Below are 20,431 nucleotides of genomic sequence, written 5' to 3'. Positions count from 1 at the left end.
CCCGATGTCGCGGCGGCTGAGTCGGGCAGGACCCCTGCCGTTGTTCCACTTCCACCCCACCCCTGCCTTCACGAGGAGAGTCCATGTCCTGCACCCCCGCCACCCGTCGTCGCCTTTCGCGCAGCACTGCACTGGCCCTGGCCGCCGGCGCCTGCCTGTGGGCCGCCGCTTCCGGCGCCAGCGCCCAGACCAAGATCGTGCTCGGCATGTCCGGCTGGACGGGCTTCGCGCCGCTGACGCTGGCCGACAAGGCCGGCATCTTCAAGAAGAACGGGCTGGACGTGGAGATCAAGATGATCCCGCAGAAGGACCGCCACCTGGCGCTGGCCTCCAAGGCCATCCAGTGCGCGGCCACCACGGTGGAAACGCATGTGGCCTGGAACACGAACGGCGTGCCCATCGTGCAGATCTTCCAGCTCGACAAGTCCTACGGCGCCGACGGCATCGCCGTGCGCAACGACATCAAGAGCTTCGCCGACCTCAAGGGCAAGACCGTGGCCGTGGACGCGCCGGGCACGGCGCCGTACTTCACGCTGGCCTGGCTGCTCTCCAAGAACGGCATGAGCGTGAAGGACGTCAAGACCGTCACCTTGGCGCCGCAGCCGGCGGCCCAGTCCTTCGTGACCGGCCAGAACGACGCCGCCGTGACCTACGAGCCCTACCTGTCGACCGTGCGTGCGAATCCCAGCGCCGGCAAGATCCTGGCGACCACGCTGGACTTCCCGCACATCCAGGACACGGTGGGCTGCGCGCCCGACTGGCTCAAGGCCAATCCGGCGGCCGCCAAGGCCCTGGCCGATTCGTACTTCGAGGCGCTGGAACTCATCAAGAACGACACCGCCAAGTCGCACGAAACCATGGGCGCGGCCGTCAAGCAGACCGGCGAGGCCTTTGCCAAGTCCGCCAGCTTCCTGCGCTGGCAGGACAAGGCGGCGAACCAGAAGTTCTTCGCCGGCGAGATCGAGACCTTCATGAAGGACGCCGCGGCGATCCTGCTGGAGGCGGGCGTGATCCGCAAGCTGCCGGACAACTACAGCGTCATGTATGACGCCTCCTTCATCAAATAAGACGCCGATATTGCTACTGCGCGGCCCGATCTCGGGCCTGCGCTCCTCGCCGTACGTCAGTACGGCTGTGGTGCTCGACCCGACCTCGGGCCGCTCGCTACGCAATCTCGCCGTCTTATGGCGTGTCCTGTTCGCTTCCTTTCTGCCATGACTCAACCTTCGACGCCGCGGCGTCGCGCCATGAAGCCCCTGGAACCCGTCTCGCCCACCGCGCGCTGGGTGCTAGGGCTGGCCTTCTTCGTGCTCTTCGTGCTCGTGTGGGCCTTCTTCACGCTGGGCGGGTACGTCTCGCCCACCTTCCTGGCCAGCCCGATCACGATGGTGCAGGAAGCCATTCTTCTCTTCACCGAATACAACTTCATCCACGACATCGGCATGACCGTGTGGCGCGTGTTCGGCGGCTTCCTGCTGGCCGCGGTGATCGCCGTGCCGCTGGGCATCGCCATGGGGGCGTACAAGCCGGTCGAGGCCTTCCTGGAGCCCTTCGTTTCCTTCTGCCGCTATTTGCCTGCGTCCGCCTTCATTCCCTTGCTCATCCTGTGGGCCGGCATCGGCGAGACGCAGAAGCTGCTGGTGATCTTCATCGGCTCGGTGTTCCAGATCATCCTGATGGTGGCCGTCACGGTGGGCGGCGCGCGCAAGGACCTGGTGGAAGCCGCCTACACGCTGGGCGCCAACAGCCAGGGCATCGTGCGCCGCGTGCTCATTCCCGGCGCCGCGCCGGGCATTGCCGAGACGCTGCGCCTGGTGCTGGGCTGGGCCTGGACCTATGTGATCGTGGCCGAGCTGATCGGCTCGTCCTCGGGCATCGGCCACATGATCACCGACAGCCAGGCGCTCTTGAACACGGGCCAGATCATCTTCGGCATCATCGTCATCGGCCTGATCGGGCTGGTGTCGGACTTCGTGTTCAAGGCCATCAACCGCAAGTTGTTCGGCTGGGCCAGCCTGTGAAGCAGCAACAGACCATGAGCAGCCAACTCTCCATCCGCGGCGTCTCGCGCACCTTCACCAGTCCGGGTGGCAAGTCCACGCAAGCCTTGCAGCCGGTCGATTTCGAAGTCCAGAAGAACGATTTCGTCACCATCCTCGGCCCCTCGGGCTGCGGCAAGTCCACCTTGCTGCGCATCGTCGCGGGGCTGGACCATCCGAGCAGCGGCGAAGTGCTGCTGGACGGCCAGACCATCGAAGGCCCCGGCGCCGACCGCGGCATGGTGTTCCAGAGCTACACGCTCTTTCCCTGGCTCAACATCGAGCAGAACATCCGCTTCGGCCTGCGCGAGCGCGGCCTGCCCGAGGCGCAGCAGAAGGAGCGCGCCGACTACTTCATCGCCAAGGTGGGCCTGCGCGGCTTCGAGCAGCACTTTCCCAAGCAGCTCTCGGGCGGCATGCAGCAGCGCACGGCGATCGCGCGCGCGCTGGCCAACGACCCCAAGATCCTGCTGATGGACGAGCCCTTCGGTGCGCTGGACAACCAGACCCGCGTGCTCATGCAGGAGCTGCTGCTGGGCATTTGGGAGGCCGAGCAGAAGACCGTGCTGTTCGTGACCCACGACATCGACGAGGCCATCTTCATGGCCAGCCGCGTGGCCGTGTTCAGCGCGCGCCCGGGCCGCATCAAGAGCGAGATTGCGGTCGACCTGCCACACCCGCGCCACTACACGATCAAGACCTCGCCCGAGTTCATGGCACTGAAGGCAAGGCTGACGGAAGAGATCCGCGCCGAGTCGATGGCGGCGGCCCACCACTGAAGCCATGAACAAGCCGGCCCGCGCTCTGGCATCCGCCCCTCGCCGGAAGGAGGCGGTGCGCGCTGCGTCCCCGTCGGCGACGGGCGCAGCGGCCGCCGTGCCTGTGCGCACCCGAGGCGAGGGTGTCAAGGCGGCCGCACCGCAGGCCCCCGCGCTGGCCCTCTACGCGCAGATCAAGGAACACATCACGCGCCGCATCCAGCGCGGCGAGTGGCCGGCCGGGCACCGCCTGCCCTCGGAGAACGAGCTCGTGGCGCAGTTCGGCATTTCGCGCATGACCGTCAACCGCGCGCTGCGCGAGCTGGTGGACGAAGGCCGCATCGTGCGCGTGGCCGGCGTGGGCAGCTTCGTGGCGGAGGACAAGCCGCAGTCCACGCTGCTGCAGATCGCCAACATCGCCAGCGAGATCCGCGCGCGCGGCCACGACTACGGCTTCGCGCTGATCGAGGCCGAGCGCCAGCCGGCCTCGCCCGACGTGGCGGCCTGGCTGGACCTGCGCGCGGGCGAATCGGTGTTCCACAGCACCTGCCTGCACCTGGAAAACGGCCTGCCCGTGCAGCTGGAAGAGCGCTGGGTCAACCCGCGCGTGGTGCCCGACTACCTGGCGCAGGACTTCCGCCAGCTGCCGCCCAGCGAATACCTGGTGCGCCACGTGCCCTTCGACCAGATCGAGCACCTGGTCGATGCCGTGCTGCCCAGCGCCGAGCAGGCCCGGCGCCTGGACATGCCGCAGGACCAGCCCTGCCTGCTGCTCACGCGCCGTACCTGGACGCGCGGCACGCCCGTGACGGTGGTGCGCTGCCTGCACCCGGCCTCGCGCTACCGCCTGGGCAGCCGCTTCCGCGCCGACGGCAACCCGACCTTCAACTGACGCACGCGGCACCCCGACCCTTCGTTTCCGCTGATCACAACTTGTATAGACAGGCTGCCACCATGACCACTGCTCTGACCCTCACTCCCGGCGCTGTGTCGCTGGCGGCGCTGCGGCGCATCCATGCGGGCGGCGTGACGCTCGCGCTCCACGCGGCGACGCGTGCGCCGATGGAAGCCGCGCAGGCCACGGTGCAGCACATCGTGGACAACGACGAGGTGGTCTACGGCATCAACACCGGTTTCGGCAAGCTGGCCAGCACGAAGATCGGCCACGACCACCTGGCCGAGCTGCAGCGCAACCTGGTGCTCTCGCACAGCGTGGGCACGGGCGAGCCGCTGGCGCCCGCGGTGGTGCGGCTGGTGCTGGCCACCAAGGCCGTGAGCCTGGCGCGTGGCCACTCGGGCGTGCGGCCCGCGCTGGTCGATGCGCTGCTGGCGCTCTTCAACGCGGGCATCACGCCGCGCATTCCGGCCAAGGGCTCGGTGGGCGCCTCGGGCGACCTGGCGCCGCTGGCGCACCTGGCCTGCGTGCTGATCGGCGCGGGCGAGGCGCTGCTGGCCGATGGGCGCATCGTGTCGGGTGCCGAAGCGATGCAGCGCATCGGCCTGGCGCCCTTCGTGCTCGGCCCCAAGGAAGGGCTGGCGCTGCTCAACGGCACGCAGGTGTCCACCGCGCTGGCGCTGGCCGGCCTGTTCGGCGCCGAGAACGTCTTCGCCTCGGCGCTGATGGCGGGCGCGCTCTCGCTGGAAGCCATCCAAGGCTCGATCAAGCCCTTCGATGCGCGCATCCACGCCGCGCGTGGTCAGCCGGGGCAGATCGCCGTGGCGGCCGCCGTGCGCGAACTGCTCCAGGGCAGCGACATCATCCCCAGCCACGCCGACTGCGGCCGCGTGCAGGACCCGTATTCCATCCGCTGCATTCCGCAGGTCATGGGCGCCTGCCTGGACAACCTCACGCACGCCGCGCGCGTACTGGTCACCGAAGCCAATGCCGCGTCGGACAACCCGCTGGTCTTCATCGACACGGGCGAGGTGATCTCGGGCGGCAATTTCCACGCCGAGCCCGTGGCCTTCGCGGCCGACATCATCGCGCTGGCCGTGAGCGAGATCGGCGCCATCGCCGAGCGCCGCATCGCGCTGCTGTTGGACACCGGCCTCTCGGGCCTGCCGCCCTTCCTGGTGCGTGATGGGGGCCTGAATTCCGGCTTCATGATCGCGCAGGTCACGGCGGCGGCGCTGGCGTCCGAGAACAAGTCGCTCGCCCATCCGGCCAGCGTGGACAGCCTGCCCACCTCGGCCAATCAGGAGGATCATGTGTCCATGGCCACCTTCGCCGCCCGCCGCCTGGCCGACATGGTGAACAACACGGCCGTGGTGATCGGCATCGAAGCCATGGCCGCCACGCAGGGCATTGAACTCAAGCGCAGCGCGACGACGCCGCGCAGCTCGGCCTTGGTCGAAGCCGAGATCGCGCGCATCCGCACCCAGGTGGCCTTCGTCGAGCGCGACCGCTACCTGGCGCCCGACATCGAAGCCATGCGCCTGTGGGCGCTGAACGCGGACCTGCCAGCCGCGCTGCTCGATCTCCTGCCCAGCCACGCCTGAACCCGAACCGCCCTTCAAGGAGCTCCGCCATGAACGCACCCACCCCGCCCTTCGTCGCCCAGATCGGCACCCGCCACGACCCCAGCCGCAGGATCGCCGCGCCCACGGGCACGCAGCTCACGTGCAAGAGCTGGCTGACCGAGGCGCCGTTCCGCATGATCCAGAACAACCTGCACCCCGACGTCGCCGAGCGGCCCGAGGACCTCGTGGTCTACGGCGGCATCGGCCGCGCGGCCCGCAACTGGGAGTGCTTCGACCAGATCCTGGCCTCGCTCAAGGATCTGGATGAGGACGAGACCCTGCTGGTGCAGTCGGGCAAGCCCGTGGGCGTGTTCAAGACCCACGCCGATGCGCCGCGCGTGCTGCTGGCCAACTCCAACCTCGTGCCCAAGTGGGCCCATTGGGAGCACTTCAACGAGCTGGACCGCAAGGGCCTCTTCATGTACGGCCAGATGACCGCGGGCAGCTGGATCTACATCGGCGCGCAGGGCATCGTGCAGGGCACCTTCGAGACCTTCGTCGAGGCCGGCCGCCAGCACTACGGCAACAACCTCACGGGCAAGTGGATCCTGACCGCCGGCCTGGGCGGCATGGGCGGGGCGCAGCCGCTGGCCGGCGTGCTGGCCGGCGCCTGCGTGCTGGCCATCGAGTGCCAGCAGAGCTCGATCGACTTCCGCCTGCGCACGCGCTACCTGGACAAGCAGGCCAAGGACATCGACGACGCGCTGGCCCTGATCCAGCAGCACACGGCGACGGGCGAGGCCGTCTCCATCGGCCTCTTGGGCAACGCGGCCGAGGTCCTGCCCGAGCTGGTGCGCCGCGCCAAGGCCGGCGGCCCGAGACCCGACATCGTGACCGACCAGACCTCGGCCCACGACCTCGTGCACGGCTACATGCCCATGGGCTGGACGCTCGCGCAATGGAAGGGCGCGATGGAGGACCCGGCCCGCCACGCCGAACTCAGGAAGGCCGCGGCGCAGAGCTGCAAGGTGCACGTACAGGCCATGCTGGACTTCCACGCCATGGGCGTGCCCACGGTGGACTACGGCAACAACATCCGCCAGGTGGCCAAGGACGAAGGTCTGGTCAACGCCTTCGACTTCCCGGGCTTCGTGCCGGCCTACATCCGCCCGCTGTTCTGCGAGGGCAAGGGCCCGTTCCGCTGGGTCGCGCTCTCGGGCGACCCGGAGGACATCTACAAGACTGACGCGAAGATCAAGGAGCTGTTTCCGAACAACAAGCACACGCACCGCTGGCTGGACATGGCGCGCGAGCGCATCGTCTTCCAGGGCCTGCCCGCGCGCATCTGCTGGCTGGGCCTGGGCGAGCGTCACCTCGCGGGCCTGGCCTTCAACGAGATGGTGCGCAAGGGCGAACTCAAGGCCCCCATCGTGATCGGCCGCGACCACCTGGACACGGGTTCGGTGGCCAGCCCCAACCGCGAGACCGAGGGCATGCGCGACGGCACCGACGCCGTCTCCGACTGGCCGCTGCTCAACGCGCTGCTCAACACCGCGGGCGGCGCCACCTGGGTCAGCCTGCACCATGGCGGCGGCGTGGGCATGGGCTACTCGCAGCACGCGGGCATGGTCATCGTCTGCGATGGCACCGAGGCTGCAGAAAAGCGCCTGGCCCGCGTGCTCGTCAACGACTGCGGCTCGGGCGTGATGCGCCATGCCGATGCGGGCTATGAACTGGCCATCGCCACGGCCAAGAAGTTCGGCCTCAAGCTGCCGATGGTGAAGTAAGTGGCGCCTCTGCCTCCCTCGGTGCGGCGTTTCGCCATCGACGCGTTGCCGGCCACGCCGTGGAAGAACGGCGGCGGCAGCACGCGCGAGGTGGCGAGCTGGCCGCCCGGTGCGGGCTTCGAGGGCTTCGACTGGCGCGTGTCCATCGCCACCATCGCCGCGAGCGGGCCCTTCTCGCGTTTTCCGGGCGTGGACCGCGTCATCACCCTGCTCGAAGGCGACGGCGTGCAATTGCGCGGCGACGGCATCGACCACCGGCTGGCCGAGCCGTTCGCGCCCTTCGCCTTCAGCGGCGACGCGGCGATCGACTGCGCGCTGCTGGGCGGCGCCTCCAGCGACTTCAACGTGATGACACGGCGCGGTCGCCTGCGCGCGGAACTGCGCGTGCTGCGCCGCGCCGCCGCGTTACCCGCTGCGCCGCATGGCCTGCTGCTGGCCTGGCGCGGCGACTGGCAGGCCAACGACGCATCGCTGACGGCGGGACAGGGCCTGTGGTGGGCCGACGCGGACATCGCCACCGCCCGTGCATGGCGGTTGGACACGGCTGGCGACGACGCCGCCTTGCTGGCCGTGCTGTGGCACGGCACTGAATAGCCGCGGGCGCCGAGCCGACCCCCGCGCAGAAGAGGACCCCCATGCCTTCATTCGACACCTTACCTTCGGCCGACGGCCTGTGGACCGACCTGCGTGACCGCGACGGCCAGCCTTTCGCCATCGCCGTCGTGGATGGACAGATCGCCTGGACCGGCGCGCCGGACGCCGTGCCGGCGGCACATGCGGCCGCGCCGCGCCACGCGGGCGGCGGCGCGCTCGTCACGCCCGGCCTGGTGGACTGCCACACGCACCTGGTCTACGGCGGCCAGCGCGCCAACGAATTCGCCATGCGCCTGGCCGGCGCGAGCTACGAGGAGGTGGCCCGCGCCGGCGGCGGCATCGTCTCCAGCGTGCGCGCCACGCGCGCGGCCAGCGAGGACGAACTCTTCGACAGTGCTTCGGCGCGGCTGCGCAGCCTGCTGGCCGAGGGCGTCTGCGCCATCGAGATCAAGTCCGGCTACGGCCTCGCGCTCGAGCACGAGCGCAAGCAGCTGCGCGTGGCGCGGCGCCTGGCGGCTGCCCACGGCGTGACCGTGCGCACCACCTTCCTGGGCGCGCACGCGCTGCCGCCCGAGTACGCGGGGCGCAGCCAGGACTACATCGACCTGGTCTGCCGCGAGATGCTGCCGGCCCTGCATGCCGAAGGCCTGGTCGATGCGGTCGACGTGTTCTGCGAGCGCATCGCGTTCTCGCTGGCCGAGACCGAGCAGGTGTTTCGCGCCGCGCAGGCCCTCTCCATCCCGGTCAAGCTGCATGCCGAGCAGCTCTCGGACATGGGCGGCGCGGCGCTCGCGGCGCGCTACGGTGCGCTGTCCTGCGACCACATCGAGCACCTGTCGCAGGATGGCATCGACGCCATGGCCGCTGCCGACACGGTGGCGGTGCTGCTGCCGGGCGCCTACTACACGTTGCGCGACACGCATTTGCCGCCCATCGCGGCGCTGCGTGCGGCCGGCGTGCCGATGGCCGTGTCCACCGACCACAACCCCGGCACCTCGCCCGCGCTGAGCCTGCTGCTGATGGCCAACATGGCCTGCACGCTGTTCCGGCTCACCGTGCCCGAGGCACTGGACGGCATCACCCGGCATGCGGCGCGCGCGCTGGGCCTGCAGGACACGCACGGCGCCATCGCGGTGGGCCGCCCTGCCCACTTCGTCCTGTGGGACCTGAAGGACGCGGCCGAGCTGGCCTACTGGTTCGGCCAGCGCCCGGTGCGCTGCGTGGTGCGCCAGGGCCGCATCGCGGACGGATCCGTATGAACGCGCTGTTCGCGGCCAACGCGCTGCTGCCGGAGGGCTGGGCCAAGGACGTGCTGATGGGCTGGGACACCCAGGGCCGTCTCACGCAGGTGCAGGCCGGCGCCGCGCGGCCCGAAGGCGTGGCGCAGGCCGCCGGCCCGCTGCTGCCCGGCCTGCCCAACCTGCATTCGCATGCCTTTCAGCGCGGCATGGCGGGCCTGACCGAGTACCGGGCCGAGGCCGAAGATTCCTTCTGGAGCTGGCGCGAGCTGATGTACCGCTTCGCGCTGCGCCTCACGCCCGCGCAGCTCGAAGGCATCGCCTTCGGCCTGTACGTGGAGATGCTGGAAGCCGGCTTCACGTCGGTGTGCGAGTTCCACTACGTGCACCACGACACGGACGGCCGCCCCTATGCCGACGATGCCGAACTGGCGCGGGCGCTGATGCGTGCCGCGCAGCGCGCGGGCATCGGCCTGACCTTGCTGCCCGTGCTCTACCAGACCAGCGGCTTCGGCGGCACGGCGCCGTCACCAGGACAACGGCGCTTCATCCGCCGCACCGATTCGATGCTGCGCCTGCTCGACACCCTGCGGCCGGATTGCGACGCACAGGGCGCACGGCTGGGCCTGGCGCCCCATTCGCTGCGCGCCGTGCCGCCCGAGGCCTTGCGCGAGGTGCTGGAGGGTCTGCGCGCGCAGGACGCGACGGCGCCCATCCACATCCACATCGCCGAACAGGTGAAGGAAGTGGCCGACTGCATCGCCTGGAGCGGCCAGCGCCCCGTGGCCTGGCTGCTGGACCACGCACCGGTCGACGCGCGCTGGTGCCTGGTGCACGCCACGCACATGGACGCCGACGAGTACCGCCGCGCGGCCGCGACAGGCGCCGTGGCCGGCCTGTGCCCGACCACCGAGGCCAACCTGGGCGACGGCATCTTTGACCTGCCGCAGTGGACGTCGGGCCGTGGCACCTGGGGCGTGGGCTCCGACAGCCATGCCTGCGTGGACGCCGCCGAGGAACTGCAGATGCTCGAATACGGCCAGCGCCTGCTGCGCCGCCAGCGCAACGTGGCGACCACGGCGGCGCAGCCGCAGGTGGCCACCGCCATGTGGGGGGAGGCCGTGCACGGCGGCGCGCAAGCATCGGGCCGCGCGCTGGCCGGCCTGGCGCCGGGCCAGCAGGCCGACTTCGTGGTGCTGGACCCGGCGCACCCGGTGCTCGCCGGCCTTGACGCACCCGCGATGCTGTCGGCCCATGTGTTTGCCGCCGGCCGGCAGCGCCCCATCGACAGCGTGTGGGTCGCCGGCCGGCTGCGCGTTCAAGGCGGTCGTCACGCGCAGCAGGCCCAGGCGGCGGCGGGCTTCGTGCAGGCACGCCGCCAACTGCTCACCGATTGACCGATCCGTCCTGATCCCGGGTTTCACCATGACCGCCTTCACCACCACCGAGCCGCCCTTCCGCTTTCGCCCCGGCACGCGCCCGCTGCTGATCTCGATGCCGCATGTGGGCACACATGTACCGCCCGCGCTGGCCGCGCGCTTCACCGACGAGGCAAGGCAGGTGCCCGACACCGACTGGCACCTGGAGCGCCTGTACGGCTTCGCCGATGCGCTGGGCGCCTCGGTGCTCGTGGCCACGCATTCGCGCTACGTGATCGACCTGAACCGCCCGCCGGACGGCGCGAGCCTGTACCCGGGCCAGAGCGTCACAGGCCTGTGCCCCGTCGACACCTTCGACGACACGCCCATCTACCGGGATGCGGCCGACCTGCCTGGCGCGGCCGAGATCGCCGCGCGCCGCGACGCCATCTGGCACCCGTACCATGCCAAGCTGGCCGAGGAGCTGGCGCGCATCAAGGCCAGTCACGGCATCGCCATGCTGTGGGACGCGCACTCGATCCGCTCCGTGCTGCCGCGCTTCTTCGAGGGCAAGCTGCCCGACCTGAACCTGGGCACCGCCCAGGGCGCGAGCTGCGACCCGGCCCTGGCCGAACGCCTGCTGGCCATCGCCAAGCAGGCCGAGGGCTACACCAGCGTGCTGAACGGCCGTTTCACGGGCGGCTACATCACGCGCCACCACGGCCGGCCGCAGGACGGCCAGCACGCCGTGCAACTCGAGATGACGCAAAGCAGCTACATGCAGGAGGCCTTGCCCTTCCACTACCTGCCCGATGTGGCGGCCGGCGTGCAGCCGCACCTGCAACGCCTGCTGCAGGCCGTGCTCGACTTCGCTGAGGCGCATCGGCCGCCCTGAGCCGCGCCGCCGGGCGCGGGACACCCGGGCGCCCCGGGGACCATGCACTGGAAAAGGGCGGGCTGAGACGCAGCCTCGGCCTTTTTCCCGTTTGCCGTGCGCCGCATCAACCGTGAACTGGCAGTTCACCTTTGCGCCCGAGGTCGTGGGGCAGAATCTGTTGCATGGGTAAAAAAGTCTTACCCATGCGGATTCCAAGGGAGGCCTTGTGCATGACGGCGCCGTGAGCGCCGCGTGACACCGGGCGGTTCAGGTGCCAGAGGCGGGCCCCTTCGCGGGCCGCCGGGCGCTCGGGCCGGGGCTGCCTGCGGATCGACGCTTTCCGCCGGACCCACGAAGCCCATTGATGCGAAGACGGACCGCCAAGCGCCGGGTGTTGCTGGAATGGCTGCTGCTGGCCGGGTTGCTGCCGCTCCTCATGCTGGTGCTGGCCGAGCGGCCCGAGTTGCAGCAGCTCGACGGTCGGGTGCAGGACCGGCTGCTGCAGGCGTTGCCGGCGGCTCCTGCGGACGGGCAGGTGCGGGTCGTGGTGGACCGTGCCAGCCTCGACGCGCTGGGGCCCTGGCCCTGGCCGCAGGCGACGCACGCGCAACTCCTGCAGGCGCTGGCCCCGCACCAGCCCCGCAGCGTGCTGCTCGACGTGGACCTGGGTGGGCCCGCCTCCGCCGACGCGCCGGACGCCCTCGCGGCGGCCCTGTCGCGCCTGCCCGTGTATCTGGTGCAGCGCGAGGCTGTGGGCGCCAGCGAGCCGCAGCTGCTGCCCCTGCCCCCCGCGCTGGCCGCGGCCGCGGCGGGCGTGGGCCACGCGCGGCTCGTGCCCGGGCCGGACGGGGTGGTGCGCACGCTGTACGCCCAGGAAGGGCGTCCCGGCCGGCTCGTGCCCTATGTGGGATGGCTGCTCGCCCACCAGCGGCCGGCCGAGGACCGGCCCGAAGCGGCTCCGCTGCAGGACGCGGCGGGCGCCTGGCAGCGCCGGGGGCCGTTCAGCTTTGCAAGGGCGAACGAAGCGGGGCGTGCGCCCACGCTGTCCTACGTGCAGGTGCTGCGCGGCGAGGTGCCGGCGGCGCAGCTGCGCGGGCGCGACGTGCTCGTGGGCCTGGGGGCCGATGCCGGGCTGGGCGACCTGTGGGCCGTCTCGTCCGGGCACCCGTCGTCGCTGCGCGTGCCGGGCGTGGCCGTGCATGCGCAGGCCATCGCCGCGCTGCGCGCCGGCCGCACGGTCGCGCCGGTGCAGGGCTGGCCGCGGCGGTTGTGGATCGTGCTGCCGCTGCTGGCGGGCCTGTGCTTCTTCCCGCGGCGCGAACGCCAGGCGGCGCTCGGTGCCCTGGCCCTGGGCGCGCTGTGCGTGCTGGCCAGCGCGGGCCTGCTGCTGGCGCTGCGGCTGTGGCTCTCACCCGTGGCCCCGGTCCTCGGCCTGTGGGCAGGCTGCCTGCTGTGGCGCTGGCGGCGCCAGTCGCTGATGCTCGCTGCCTTCCGCCGCCAGCTGGCCCGGCTGCACGACGGCCTGCGCGCGGGCGAGCCGCCCCTCGACCCGCGCATGCAGGGCCCGCTGACGCTCGAGCAGCAGCTGCTGGCGCTGGACGATGCGGTGCAGCGGCTCCAGTCGCTGCAGCGGCTGTTCCGCCAGGGCCTGCGCGACCTGCCCGTGGCCGTGCTGCTGTGCGGGCGCGACGGCACGGTGCGCCATGCCAACCCGGCCGCGCGGCAGCTGCTGCGGCTGCACCGGCGGCGCGATGCGCACGGCCGCCTGCAGCGCATGGCCCTGCCGGCCATCCTCGACCGCCTGCGGCCCGCCGGCGCTGCGCCGCCGCCCGAGGGCCACTGGGCCACGGTGCACCAGGGGGCGGTCTACCAGCGCGCAGGCTTCGTGTTCCGCGTGCGCTGCACGCCGCTGGGTGGCCGCGCGCACGGCTGGGCCGTGGTGCTCGACGACCTGACGGCCGAGCACCGCATGCAGGCCGAGCGGGCCCAGTGGCTGCGCTTCCTGTCGCACGACCTGCGCAGCCCGCAGGTCAACATCCTCAGCCGCGTGGCGCTCGATGAGCGGGCGCATCCGGATGCGCCGGGACGGGCCGAGCTCGCCGCCGCCGTGCGGCGCGAGGTCGAACGCACGCTGGCGCTGGCCGAGGGCTTCATGGACCTGGGCCAGGCCGAAGCCGGCGACTTCACGCAGGGCGAGGTGCTGGTCGAGGCGGCGGCCGGCGACGCCGCGGACCAAGTCTGGGCCTATGCCGAGTCGCGCGGCGTGCGGATCGAGGTGCGTGCGCCCGCCGGGACCGAGACCTTCGTGCGCGGCAACGCGGGCCTGCTGGTGCGGGCGGTGGTCAACCTGCTGAACAACGCGATCCGCCACAGTGCGGCCGGCAGCGCGGTGCGGCTGTGCATCGGCGTGAACGGCGGCGAGGTGCTGCTGATGGTGAGCGACGCTGGCGAGGGCATGAGCGCGGCCCAGGTGCGCCGGCTGCGCGGCTGGCTGGAGCCGGGCGGTGCCTGGCCCCCCGGTCGCCCGGCCGCCGCTGCGCAAGGCCGCGCGTCCGCAGGCGCCGCGGGCGCTGCAGCGCCGCCCGTGCGCGCCCGGGGCCTGGGCCTGGCGGTGGTCTGGGCCGTGGTGCAGCGCCACGGCGGCTGGGTCGACCTCTGGAGCGCGCCCGGCGCGGGCAGCAGCTTCGTCATCGCGCTGCCGCTGCTCGCGGTCGACGAGGCGACGACGCTGCGGGCCGAAACCCTGTTCTGAAGGCCGGCGCCCGCGCCCTCAGTGGGCGCCCAGCACCACGGGCACTTCGGTGGCCGGCGGCGTGTTGCGGCTGCGCCCGGCGCGCACGAGGCCGTCGATCATCACCATGCCCACGCCCGGGATGTCGCCCAGCTGCACGCTTTCCAGCAGCGTCTTGCCGGCCGTGTGCTGCGCGCGGTCCATGAAGACGAAGTCCGCCGCGCGGCCCACCTCGATGAGGCCGCAGTTGAGATTGCGCATGCGCGCCGTGTTGCCGGTCGCGAAGCAGAACACGACCTCGGCCGGGATGTCGGCCATCGACGAGATCAGCGACACCATGCGCAGGATGCCCAGCGGCTGCACGCCCGAGCCGGCCGGCCCGTCGGTGCCCAGGATCACGCGGTGCGGGCACTTGAGCTCGATGGCCGCGCGCGCCGCACCGATGGCCACACGCTCGTTACCGTTGTGCACGATCTCGATGCCGCGCGTGCTTTGTTCGCACAGCTCGCACACATGCTTGAGCGGCAGCGAGGTGTGGCCGCCGTTGATGTGGCCGATGATGTCGGCGTCGGCCTCCAGCACCGTGTCCTTGTCGATGTAGCCCGAGCCCGGCACCGACGGCCCGCCCGTGTGGATCGTGCTCTGGATGCCGTACTTGCGCGCCCAGGCCACCATCTCCTTGGCCTCGTAGCCGGCCTTCACCGTGCCCAGGCCCACCTCGCCGAGCAGGCCCACGCCGGCCTCGGCCAGTTCCTTGAAGTCGCTCTCGACCATGCCCTTCTCGATCACCGGCGCGCCGGCCAGCACCTTCACGCCGCCCGGGCGGAAGGCGTCGAAGGCCCGCTGCGCCGTGATGGCCAGCGCCTTCAGGCCCACGATGTCCTTGGGCCGGCCGGGGTAGTGCACCTCGCCGGCCGAGATCATGGTGGTCACGCCGCCGTTCATGCTGGACTCGATCCAGTTGAGCTGACTCTGGCGCGGTGTCCAGTCGCCGGCCACCGGATGCACGTGGCTGTCGATCAGGCCCGGCGCCACGCACACGCCCCGGGCGTCGATGACGGTCTTCGCGCCTTCGGTGTCGCAGTCCTTGAACTTGCCGACGGCCGTGATCAGGCCGTCGTTCACGACGAGGGTGTCGGCGTCCAGGATGGGGTGGTCGATGTCGCCGGAGAGCAGCAGCCCTATGTTCTGGATGACGACCTTGCCCGACTTGCCGGCGGCTGCGACTTCTGCCATTTCGATTCCTCGTGAGGGGTGGGGGTGGAAAGCTCGTTGTTCCTGTCGTCCTGGCGCACCGTGCGCATCACCGTCTCGATGACGAAGGCCTCCCAGTGCGCCACGGCCTCGGGCGACTCCAGCGGCTCGCCCAGGAAGCTGGTGAGCGTGTAGCGGTTGGACATGTAGAAGTAGCCGGTGGCCGCGATCAGCAGGTACAGGTCGCGCGCGGCCAGGTCGGTGCGGAACAGGCCCTGCGCGCCGCCGCTGGCCAGGATCTGCGCAATGATGGCCACGGCGCGCGAGGAGTATTCGCGTGCCCGCAGCGACTTGGCGATGTGCCGGCCCTTGTGCAGGTTCTCGGTGTTGAGCAGCGTGACGAAGTCGGGGTTCGCGCGGTAGTAGCCCAGCACGAAGCGGATCACCTCGGCGAGTGCCTCCACGGGGCGCTCCATGTCCAGCGCGATGGCGGCCTCGGCCTCGTCCATGCGGTGGTAGATGCCCTCCAGCACCGCGACGAACAGGCCTTCCTTGTTGCCGAAATAGTAGTAGATCATCCGGTCATAGGACTTGGCCGCCTTCGAGATCTTCTCGACGCTGCCGCCCTCGTAACCGTATTTGGCGAACACCTTGGTCGCCGCGCGCAGGATCGCGTCCTTCGAGGCCTGCGCCTGCGCCTCGCGCACGCCGGTCTTGCGCTGCGGGCGGGCGACGGTCTTGCGCGTGGCCATCAGGGCGTCAGGGCCTCAGTGGGGCTTACTTCTCGACGAAGGCGCGTTCGACGACGAAGTCACCGGGCGTCGAGGTGTTGCCTTCCTCGAAGTCGCGCTTCTCGAGGATTTCCTTCAGGTCGGCCAGCAGCGCCGGGCTGCCGCACATCATGGCGCGGTCTTCCAGCGGGTTGATCGGCGGCAGGCCCAGGTCGTCGGTGAGCTTGTTGCTCTTGATCAGGTCGGTGATGCGCCCCTGGTTGCGGAAGGGCTCGCGCGTCACGGTGGGGTAGTACAGCAGCTGCTTGCTCACCATCTCGCCCAGGAACTCGTGCTGCGGCAGTTCCTTCGTGATGTAGTCGTGGTAGGCCAGCTCGGCCACTTCGCGCACGCCGTGCACCAGGATCACCTGCTCGTACTTGTCGTAGGTGTCGGGGTCGCGGATCGTGCTCAGGAAGGGCGCCAGGCCGGTGCCGGTGCCGAACAGGTACAGGCGCTTGCCGGGCAGCGTGTAGTCGATCAGCAGCGTGCCCGTGGGCTTGCGGCCGACGATGATGGTGTCGCCCACCTGGATGTGCTGCAGGTGCGAGGTCAACGGGCCGTTCTCGACCTTGATCGACAGGAACTCCAGCTCTTCCTCGTAGTTGGCGCTGGCGATGCTGTAGGCGCGCAGCAGCGGCTTGCCATTGATCTTCAGGCCGATCATGGTGAAGTGGCCGTTGGAGAAGCGCAGCGCGGGGTCGCGCGTGGTCTTGAAGCTGAACAGGCGGTCGGTCCAGTGGTGGACGGAGAGGACGCGTTCTTCGTTGAAAGCACTCATGGCAAGGCTTGGAAAGGTGGAAGGAGATCGGAGACGTGAGGCTTGCAAACGGGGCTGGCGGCGTCAACCGGCTGAAGGCGCCCGATTGTCGGGCATGCCGCCGGGGCGGCCCGGGCGTGGCCGCGGGCCCCGGCAGGCGGGGCCGCGCGCCGGCCGGCCCGCGGCCGCACCGCCCAGGCGGTGCGCAACGGGCGCTTGCCGCGGCCGCGCTGCGGCCCCGCGCACCAGGACTTCGGTCTCATCGGCTCGTGCACCTCTTTTGCGTTCGCGGCGCACCACGGTGGTGACCGCATCCTCAGGAAAACACCCATGCAAGCATCGCGCCGCATGGTTAAATTTCCCATTCATGTAGCGAACACCACATGAAAGTGGAGCGGATGCTACACAAAGGGTGCTGGCGTCACAAGCACGAGACAAACCCGAATGCGGGCATGCTTGTTGCAGACCGGACCGATGCATCAACGGAACGCCACGATGACTGAACACACGAAGACCGACGGCCTGCCTGGCATGGATCTGCCCGTGCTGCCCGACAGCGCCGCGCTGGGCCTGGGCAAGGCGCCGCCGCGCAACGAGCGCATGAGCACGGCCAAGGTGGAGTGCAACGCCTGTCCGGTGCTGTGCCAGATTTCCGAGGGGCGCACCGGCGCCTGCGACCGCTACGCCAACCGCGCCGGCGTGCTGGTGCGGGTCGATCCGGTCGTGCTGCTGCGCCGCGAGCTGGCCAGCGACGCGCCGGCCCTCGTGCCCTTCGCGCGGGCCGGGGCCGAGCCCGCGGCCGCCGAGGACGCCGCGCCCGACTGGGACGGCGACCTGCTGCTGGCCGACCAGGTCTTCGTCACCGGCATCGGCGCCTCCACCACCTACCCCGACTACAAGCCCGCGCCCTTCATCGTCGCCTCCAAGGCCGAGGGCGTGGACATGGTCACTGTGGTCACCGAAGGCATCTTCAGCTACTGCAGCGTGAAGGTGAAGATCGACACCGACCGCTTCCTCGGCCCCGAGCAGGCCAACATCCGCTACAAGGGTGAGGTGGTGGGCCACGTGACCACGGCCGAATACGGCTCGCAGATGCTGTCGCTGGGCGGCGTGCACCACCTCACGGGCGGCAGCAAGAAGGAAGGCCGCATGACGCTGGAGCTCATGCAGAACCTGTGCAACAAGCAGGCGGCCGAATGCGCCATCGACGGCGGCGCCAGCCTGGTCATCCAGGCCGGCAAGGCGCCCATCGTCAACGGCGTGGAAGAGCAGCGCATGCGCGTGGGCTGCGGCTCGGCCACCGTGGGCATCTTCGCCAAGCAGCTGCTGGGCCTGGCCGACGAAGTGGTGGTGGTCGACGACCACATCACCGGCGTGCTGACCGAGCACCAGGCCGGCCGCTGCCTGTCGATGGCGCCTTCGGGCATCCAGATGCGCGGGCGCAAGTCCACCCCGGGGCGCTACTTCCAGGTCGCCAATCCCGGCAGCGGCTGGGGCGGCACCGACATCGCCGATCCGCTGGCCATCATCGAAGGCTGGGAAGAGGGCGTGGCCCGGCCCGGCTTGCGCCTGCTCATGACCTCCACCACCGGCGAGCAGGCCGAGTGGTACGTGCTCGACGAGCAGCTGCGGCCCGTGCGGCAGGACATGCCGGCCGAGGTGCAGAAAGTGGTGGACCGCATCGGCGAGAACTGCGAGCCCTCGCTGTGCACGGTGCTGTTCCTGGGCGGCGCCGGCGGCTCGCTGCGCGCCGGCGTCACCGAGAACCCGATCCTGCTCACGCGCGCCATCAAGCGTGCGCTGGTCAACGTCACCTGCGGCGGCGCGCCGGCCTATGTGTGGCCGGGCGGCGGCATCACGGTGATGGCCGACGTCATGCGCATGCCCGACAACGCCTTCGGCACCGTGCCCACGCCGGCCATCATCGCGCCCATCGAGTTCAGCATGAGACTGGCCGACTTCGCGGCGCTCGGCGGCCATGTGGACCACGTGATGCCGCTGGAGCAGGCGCTGCGCCGCGGGGCCTGGCAGGACGACGGCGCGCCGCTCGCGCGCCGCTGGGTCGCGCCGGGCGCCGACAACGTCTGGCCGCTGGGCCATGGGCCCATGCTGGGCTGAGCGGCACCCGCGCCGACGCTTCGCCATGGCCGCCACCCGTCACCGCCTCGACGCCGCGCGCTGGCATTTCCAGCACGGGCCGATGGACCTCGTGCTGCAGGCCGAGGGCGAGGCGCAGGCCGTGGCTGCGGCGCACGAGGCCGCCTGGCAGCGCTTCGTGCCGCTGCTGGACGAGCTGGTCGCCGAGCTGCCCGCCTTGCGCCAGCCCGTGACTGCGCGGGCGCCGCTGCACGGCGCGGTGGCGCGCCGCATGCATGCGGCCTGCGCCGCCGCCGTCGCCGACGCACCCGAATTCATCACGCCCATGGCGGCGGTGGCGGGGGCCGTGGCGCAGGAGCTGATCGCCTGCTACGCGCGGCCCGGCATCGCGCGCGCCTGGGCCAACAACGGCGGCGACATCGCGCTGCACCTGGCACCGGGTGAGCAGGCGCGCGTGGGCTTGTACGCCGACCTGGCGAGCTTCGATCCGGCCGCCGCGCAGGCGCTGCGCACGGACGGCCAGTTCACGGTGCATGCCGGCATGCCCGTGCGTGGCGTGGCCACCAGCGGCTGGCGCGGCCGCAGCTTCTCGCGCGGCATCGCCGACAGCGTGACGGTGCTGGCGGCCACGGCCGCGCAGGCCGATGCAGCCGCCACCGTGATCGCCAACGCGGTCGATGCGCCGCACCCCGCCATCCGGCGCCTGCCCGCCTGCGACTGCAAGGACGACAGCGACCTCGGCACGCTGCCGGTCACGGTCGACGTGCCCGCGCTGCCGGCGGCAGCGGTGGCCGCGGCGCTGGCTGCCGGTGCCGCGCGCGCGCAGGCGCTGCAGGCCGCCGGGCACATCCATGCCGCGGTGCTGGTATGCCAGGGGCAATGGCGCAGCGTGCAGCCCTTATGCTCGGTGATTCACGGGGTGCCGGCGGCCCCTTCCGGGCCTCGGACGCCCCTGCCGGATCCGGCCCATCACGCCGCGGCCGGCGTGGCGGTTGGTTCAGTATTTGCTTAACGAGTGGCAGATTCATGATGAAGTTGTTCCCGCATCCATCCTCTGCGCACGACGCCGCTTCGCGGTGCATGCGCGTCCGCCGAGGCGCACCGCGATGAGCGCGTCGCTGATCGACGTGCGCCGCGTGTTCACCCACGTGGAACACATCCACCACGAGTTCGGCCCGCGTGCCGGCGCGCCGCTGGTGCGGGGCGCCATCGGGGCGGTGTTGACCAACCCCTACGCCGGCCGCTACGAGCCCGACATCCTGCCGATGATGGGCCAGCTCGACCCCGTGGGCGTGGACATGGCGCATCGGCTGCTCGCGGCCATGGACGTGTCCACGGAACAGATCGCCACCTACGGCAAGGGCGCCATCGTCGGCGCGGCCGGCGAACTGGAGCACGGCGCGCTGTGGCACGTGCCCGGCGGCTACGCGATGCGCGAGCTGCTCGGCTGGAAGGGCGACCGCGCGGCCTACACGGCCGGCAAGGCGGAAGAGAAAAGCGGCCAGCCCGGCAACGCGCTGTCCATCGTGCCCTCGACCAAGAAGGTCGGGCCGCCCGGCGCCGCGCTCGATGTGCCGCTGACCAACATCAACGCCAGCTACGTGCGCGGCCAGTTCGACGCCATCGAGGTGCGTGTGCCCGGCGCGCCGGCCGCCGACGAAATCGTCTTCATCCTGGCCATGAGCACCGGCTACCGCGTGCATGCGCGCGTGGGCGGCCTGCGGGCCGAAGACATCAGCAAATGGGATGGCCTGCGCTGAAGCGCCGC

17 protein-coding genes are annotated in these 20,431 nt (G+C 70.9%); 14 read left to right on the top strand and 3 right to left on the bottom strand.

Annotated features, from left to right (window positions below; translation table 11 throughout):
- The first annotated feature begins 83 nt into the window (after window positions 1-83).
- From LG388_RS06060 to LG388_RS06010, 11 genes are all read left to right on the top strand, one after another.
- Window positions 84-1,067: an ABC transporter substrate-binding protein gene (locus LG388_RS06060; RefSeq protein WP_225781969.1), complete on the top strand. Its 984-nt coding sequence runs from the start codon at window positions 84-86 to the stop codon at window positions 1,065-1,067.
- Between the two features lie 147 nt (window positions 1,068-1,214).
- On the top strand, window positions 1,215-2,021 hold the full coding sequence (locus LG388_RS06055; RefSeq protein WP_370630113.1) for an ABC transporter permease: 807 nt from the start codon (window positions 1,215-1,217) through the stop codon (window positions 2,019-2,021).
- Between the two features lie 14 nt (window positions 2,022-2,035).
- On the top strand, window positions 2,036-2,818 hold the full coding sequence (locus tag LG388_RS06050) for an ABC transporter ATP-binding protein (RefSeq protein ID WP_225781967.1): 783 nt from the start codon (window positions 2,036-2,038) through the stop codon (window positions 2,816-2,818).
- A gap of 4 nt (window positions 2,819-2,822) precedes the next feature.
- Entirely contained in the window at window positions 2,823-3,689 is an 867-nt protein-coding gene (gene hutC / locus LG388_RS06045; RefSeq protein ID WP_370630112.1) for a histidine utilization repressor, read from the top strand.
- A gap of 62 nt (window positions 3,690-3,751) precedes the next feature.
- Window positions 3,752-5,296, top strand: coding sequence for a histidine ammonia-lyase (gene hutH / locus LG388_RS06040; protein ID WP_225781965.1), 1,545 nt, complete (start codon window positions 3,752-3,754; stop codon window positions 5,294-5,296).
- A gap of 29 nt (window positions 5,297-5,325) precedes the next feature.
- The gene (gene hutU, locus LG388_RS06035; RefSeq protein ID WP_225781964.1) at window positions 5,326-7,044 is read left to right on the top strand and encodes a urocanate hydratase; all 1,719 of its coding nucleotides are present in this window, start codon (window positions 5,326-5,328) and stop codon (window positions 7,042-7,044) included.
- Window positions 7,045-7,638, top strand: a complete 594-nt coding sequence (locus LG388_RS06030) for a HutD family protein (protein ID WP_225781963.1) — start codon at window positions 7,045-7,047, stop codon at window positions 7,636-7,638.
- 41 nt (window positions 7,639-7,679) lie between these two features.
- Window positions 7,680-8,897, top strand: coding sequence for an imidazolonepropionase (hutI, locus tag LG388_RS06025; RefSeq protein WP_225781962.1), 1,218 nt, complete (start codon window positions 7,680-7,682; stop codon window positions 8,895-8,897).
- Window positions 8,894-10,273, top strand: a complete 1,380-nt coding sequence (locus LG388_RS06020) for a formimidoylglutamate deiminase (RefSeq protein ID WP_225781961.1) — start codon at window positions 8,894-8,896, stop codon at window positions 10,271-10,273. The genes hutI and LG388_RS06020 overlap by 4 nt, the downstream gene beginning before the upstream one ends.
- 28 nt (window positions 10,274-10,301) lie before the next feature.
- Window positions 10,302-11,129 (top strand): N-formylglutamate deformylase, encoded by an 828-nt coding sequence (gene hutG, locus LG388_RS06015; protein WP_225781960.1) that lies wholly within the window; start codon window positions 10,302-10,304, stop codon window positions 11,127-11,129.
- Between the two features lie 346 nt (window positions 11,130-11,475).
- The gene (locus tag LG388_RS06010) at window positions 11,476-13,863 is read left to right on the top strand and encodes a CHASE2 and HATPase_c domain-containing protein (protein ID WP_225781959.1); all 2,388 of its coding nucleotides are present in this window, start codon (window positions 11,476-11,478) and stop codon (window positions 13,861-13,863) included.
- An 18-nt stretch (window positions 13,864-13,881) separates the two neighbouring features.
- Here the strand turns inward: LG388_RS06010 and LG388_RS06005 are convergent, their stop codons facing one another.
- Genes LG388_RS06005 through LG388_RS05995 form a run of 3 tightly spaced genes read right to left on the bottom strand, consistent with a single transcriptional unit; the run spans window position 13,882 to window position 16,587 of the window.
- Window positions 13,882-15,078 (bottom strand): amidohydrolase family protein, encoded by a 1,197-nt coding sequence (locus LG388_RS06005; RefSeq protein WP_225781958.1) that lies wholly within the window; start codon window positions 15,076-15,078, stop codon window positions 13,882-13,884.
- Window positions 15,024-15,788, bottom strand: a complete 765-nt coding sequence (locus LG388_RS06000) for a TetR family transcriptional regulator (RefSeq protein WP_225781957.1) — start codon at window positions 15,786-15,788, stop codon at window positions 15,024-15,026. Before LG388_RS06000 ends, LG388_RS06005 begins: the two co-directional genes overlap by 55 nt.
- Before the next feature lie 25 nt (window positions 15,789-15,813).
- Complete coding sequence (locus LG388_RS05995; RefSeq protein WP_225781956.1) at window positions 15,814-16,587, bottom strand: ferredoxin--NADP reductase; 774 nt, start codon at window positions 16,585-16,587, stop codon at window positions 15,814-15,816.
- A gap of 474 nt (window positions 16,588-17,061) precedes the next feature.
- On the opposite strand from LG388_RS05995, the gene LG388_RS05990 reads away from it, so the two are divergent.
- The 3 genes from LG388_RS05990 to LG388_RS05980 all read left to right on the top strand — a co-directional run bounded on the left by LG388_RS05990 (window position 17,062) and on the right by LG388_RS05980 (window position 20,423).
- A complete protein-coding gene (locus tag LG388_RS05990; RefSeq protein ID WP_225781955.1) occupies window positions 17,062-18,684 on the top strand; it encodes a 6-hydroxynicotinate reductase in 1,623 nt (540 codons plus the stop codon).
- 25 nt (window positions 18,685-18,709) lie between these two features.
- Window positions 18,710-19,675, top strand: a complete 966-nt coding sequence (locus tag LG388_RS05985; protein ID WP_225781954.1) for a UPF0280 family protein — start codon at window positions 18,710-18,712, stop codon at window positions 19,673-19,675.
- Window positions 19,676-19,781: 106 nt separating this feature from the next.
- The gene (locus LG388_RS05980) at window positions 19,782-20,423 is read left to right on the top strand and encodes an amino acid synthesis family protein (RefSeq protein ID WP_225782738.1); all 642 of its coding nucleotides are present in this window, start codon (window positions 19,782-19,784) and stop codon (window positions 20,421-20,423) included.
- Window positions 20,424-20,431: the final 8 nt, after the last annotated feature.

It is taken from the genome of Xenophilus sp. Marseille-Q4582 (genome assembly GCF_916700565.1).
In the GTDB taxonomy this organism is placed as follows: domain Bacteria; phylum Pseudomonadota; class Gammaproteobacteria; order Burkholderiales; family Burkholderiaceae_C; genus Xenophilus.
The sequence above is the reverse complement of the archived record's forward strand: the minus strand, read 5'-3'. Positions and strand labels throughout refer to the sequence as shown.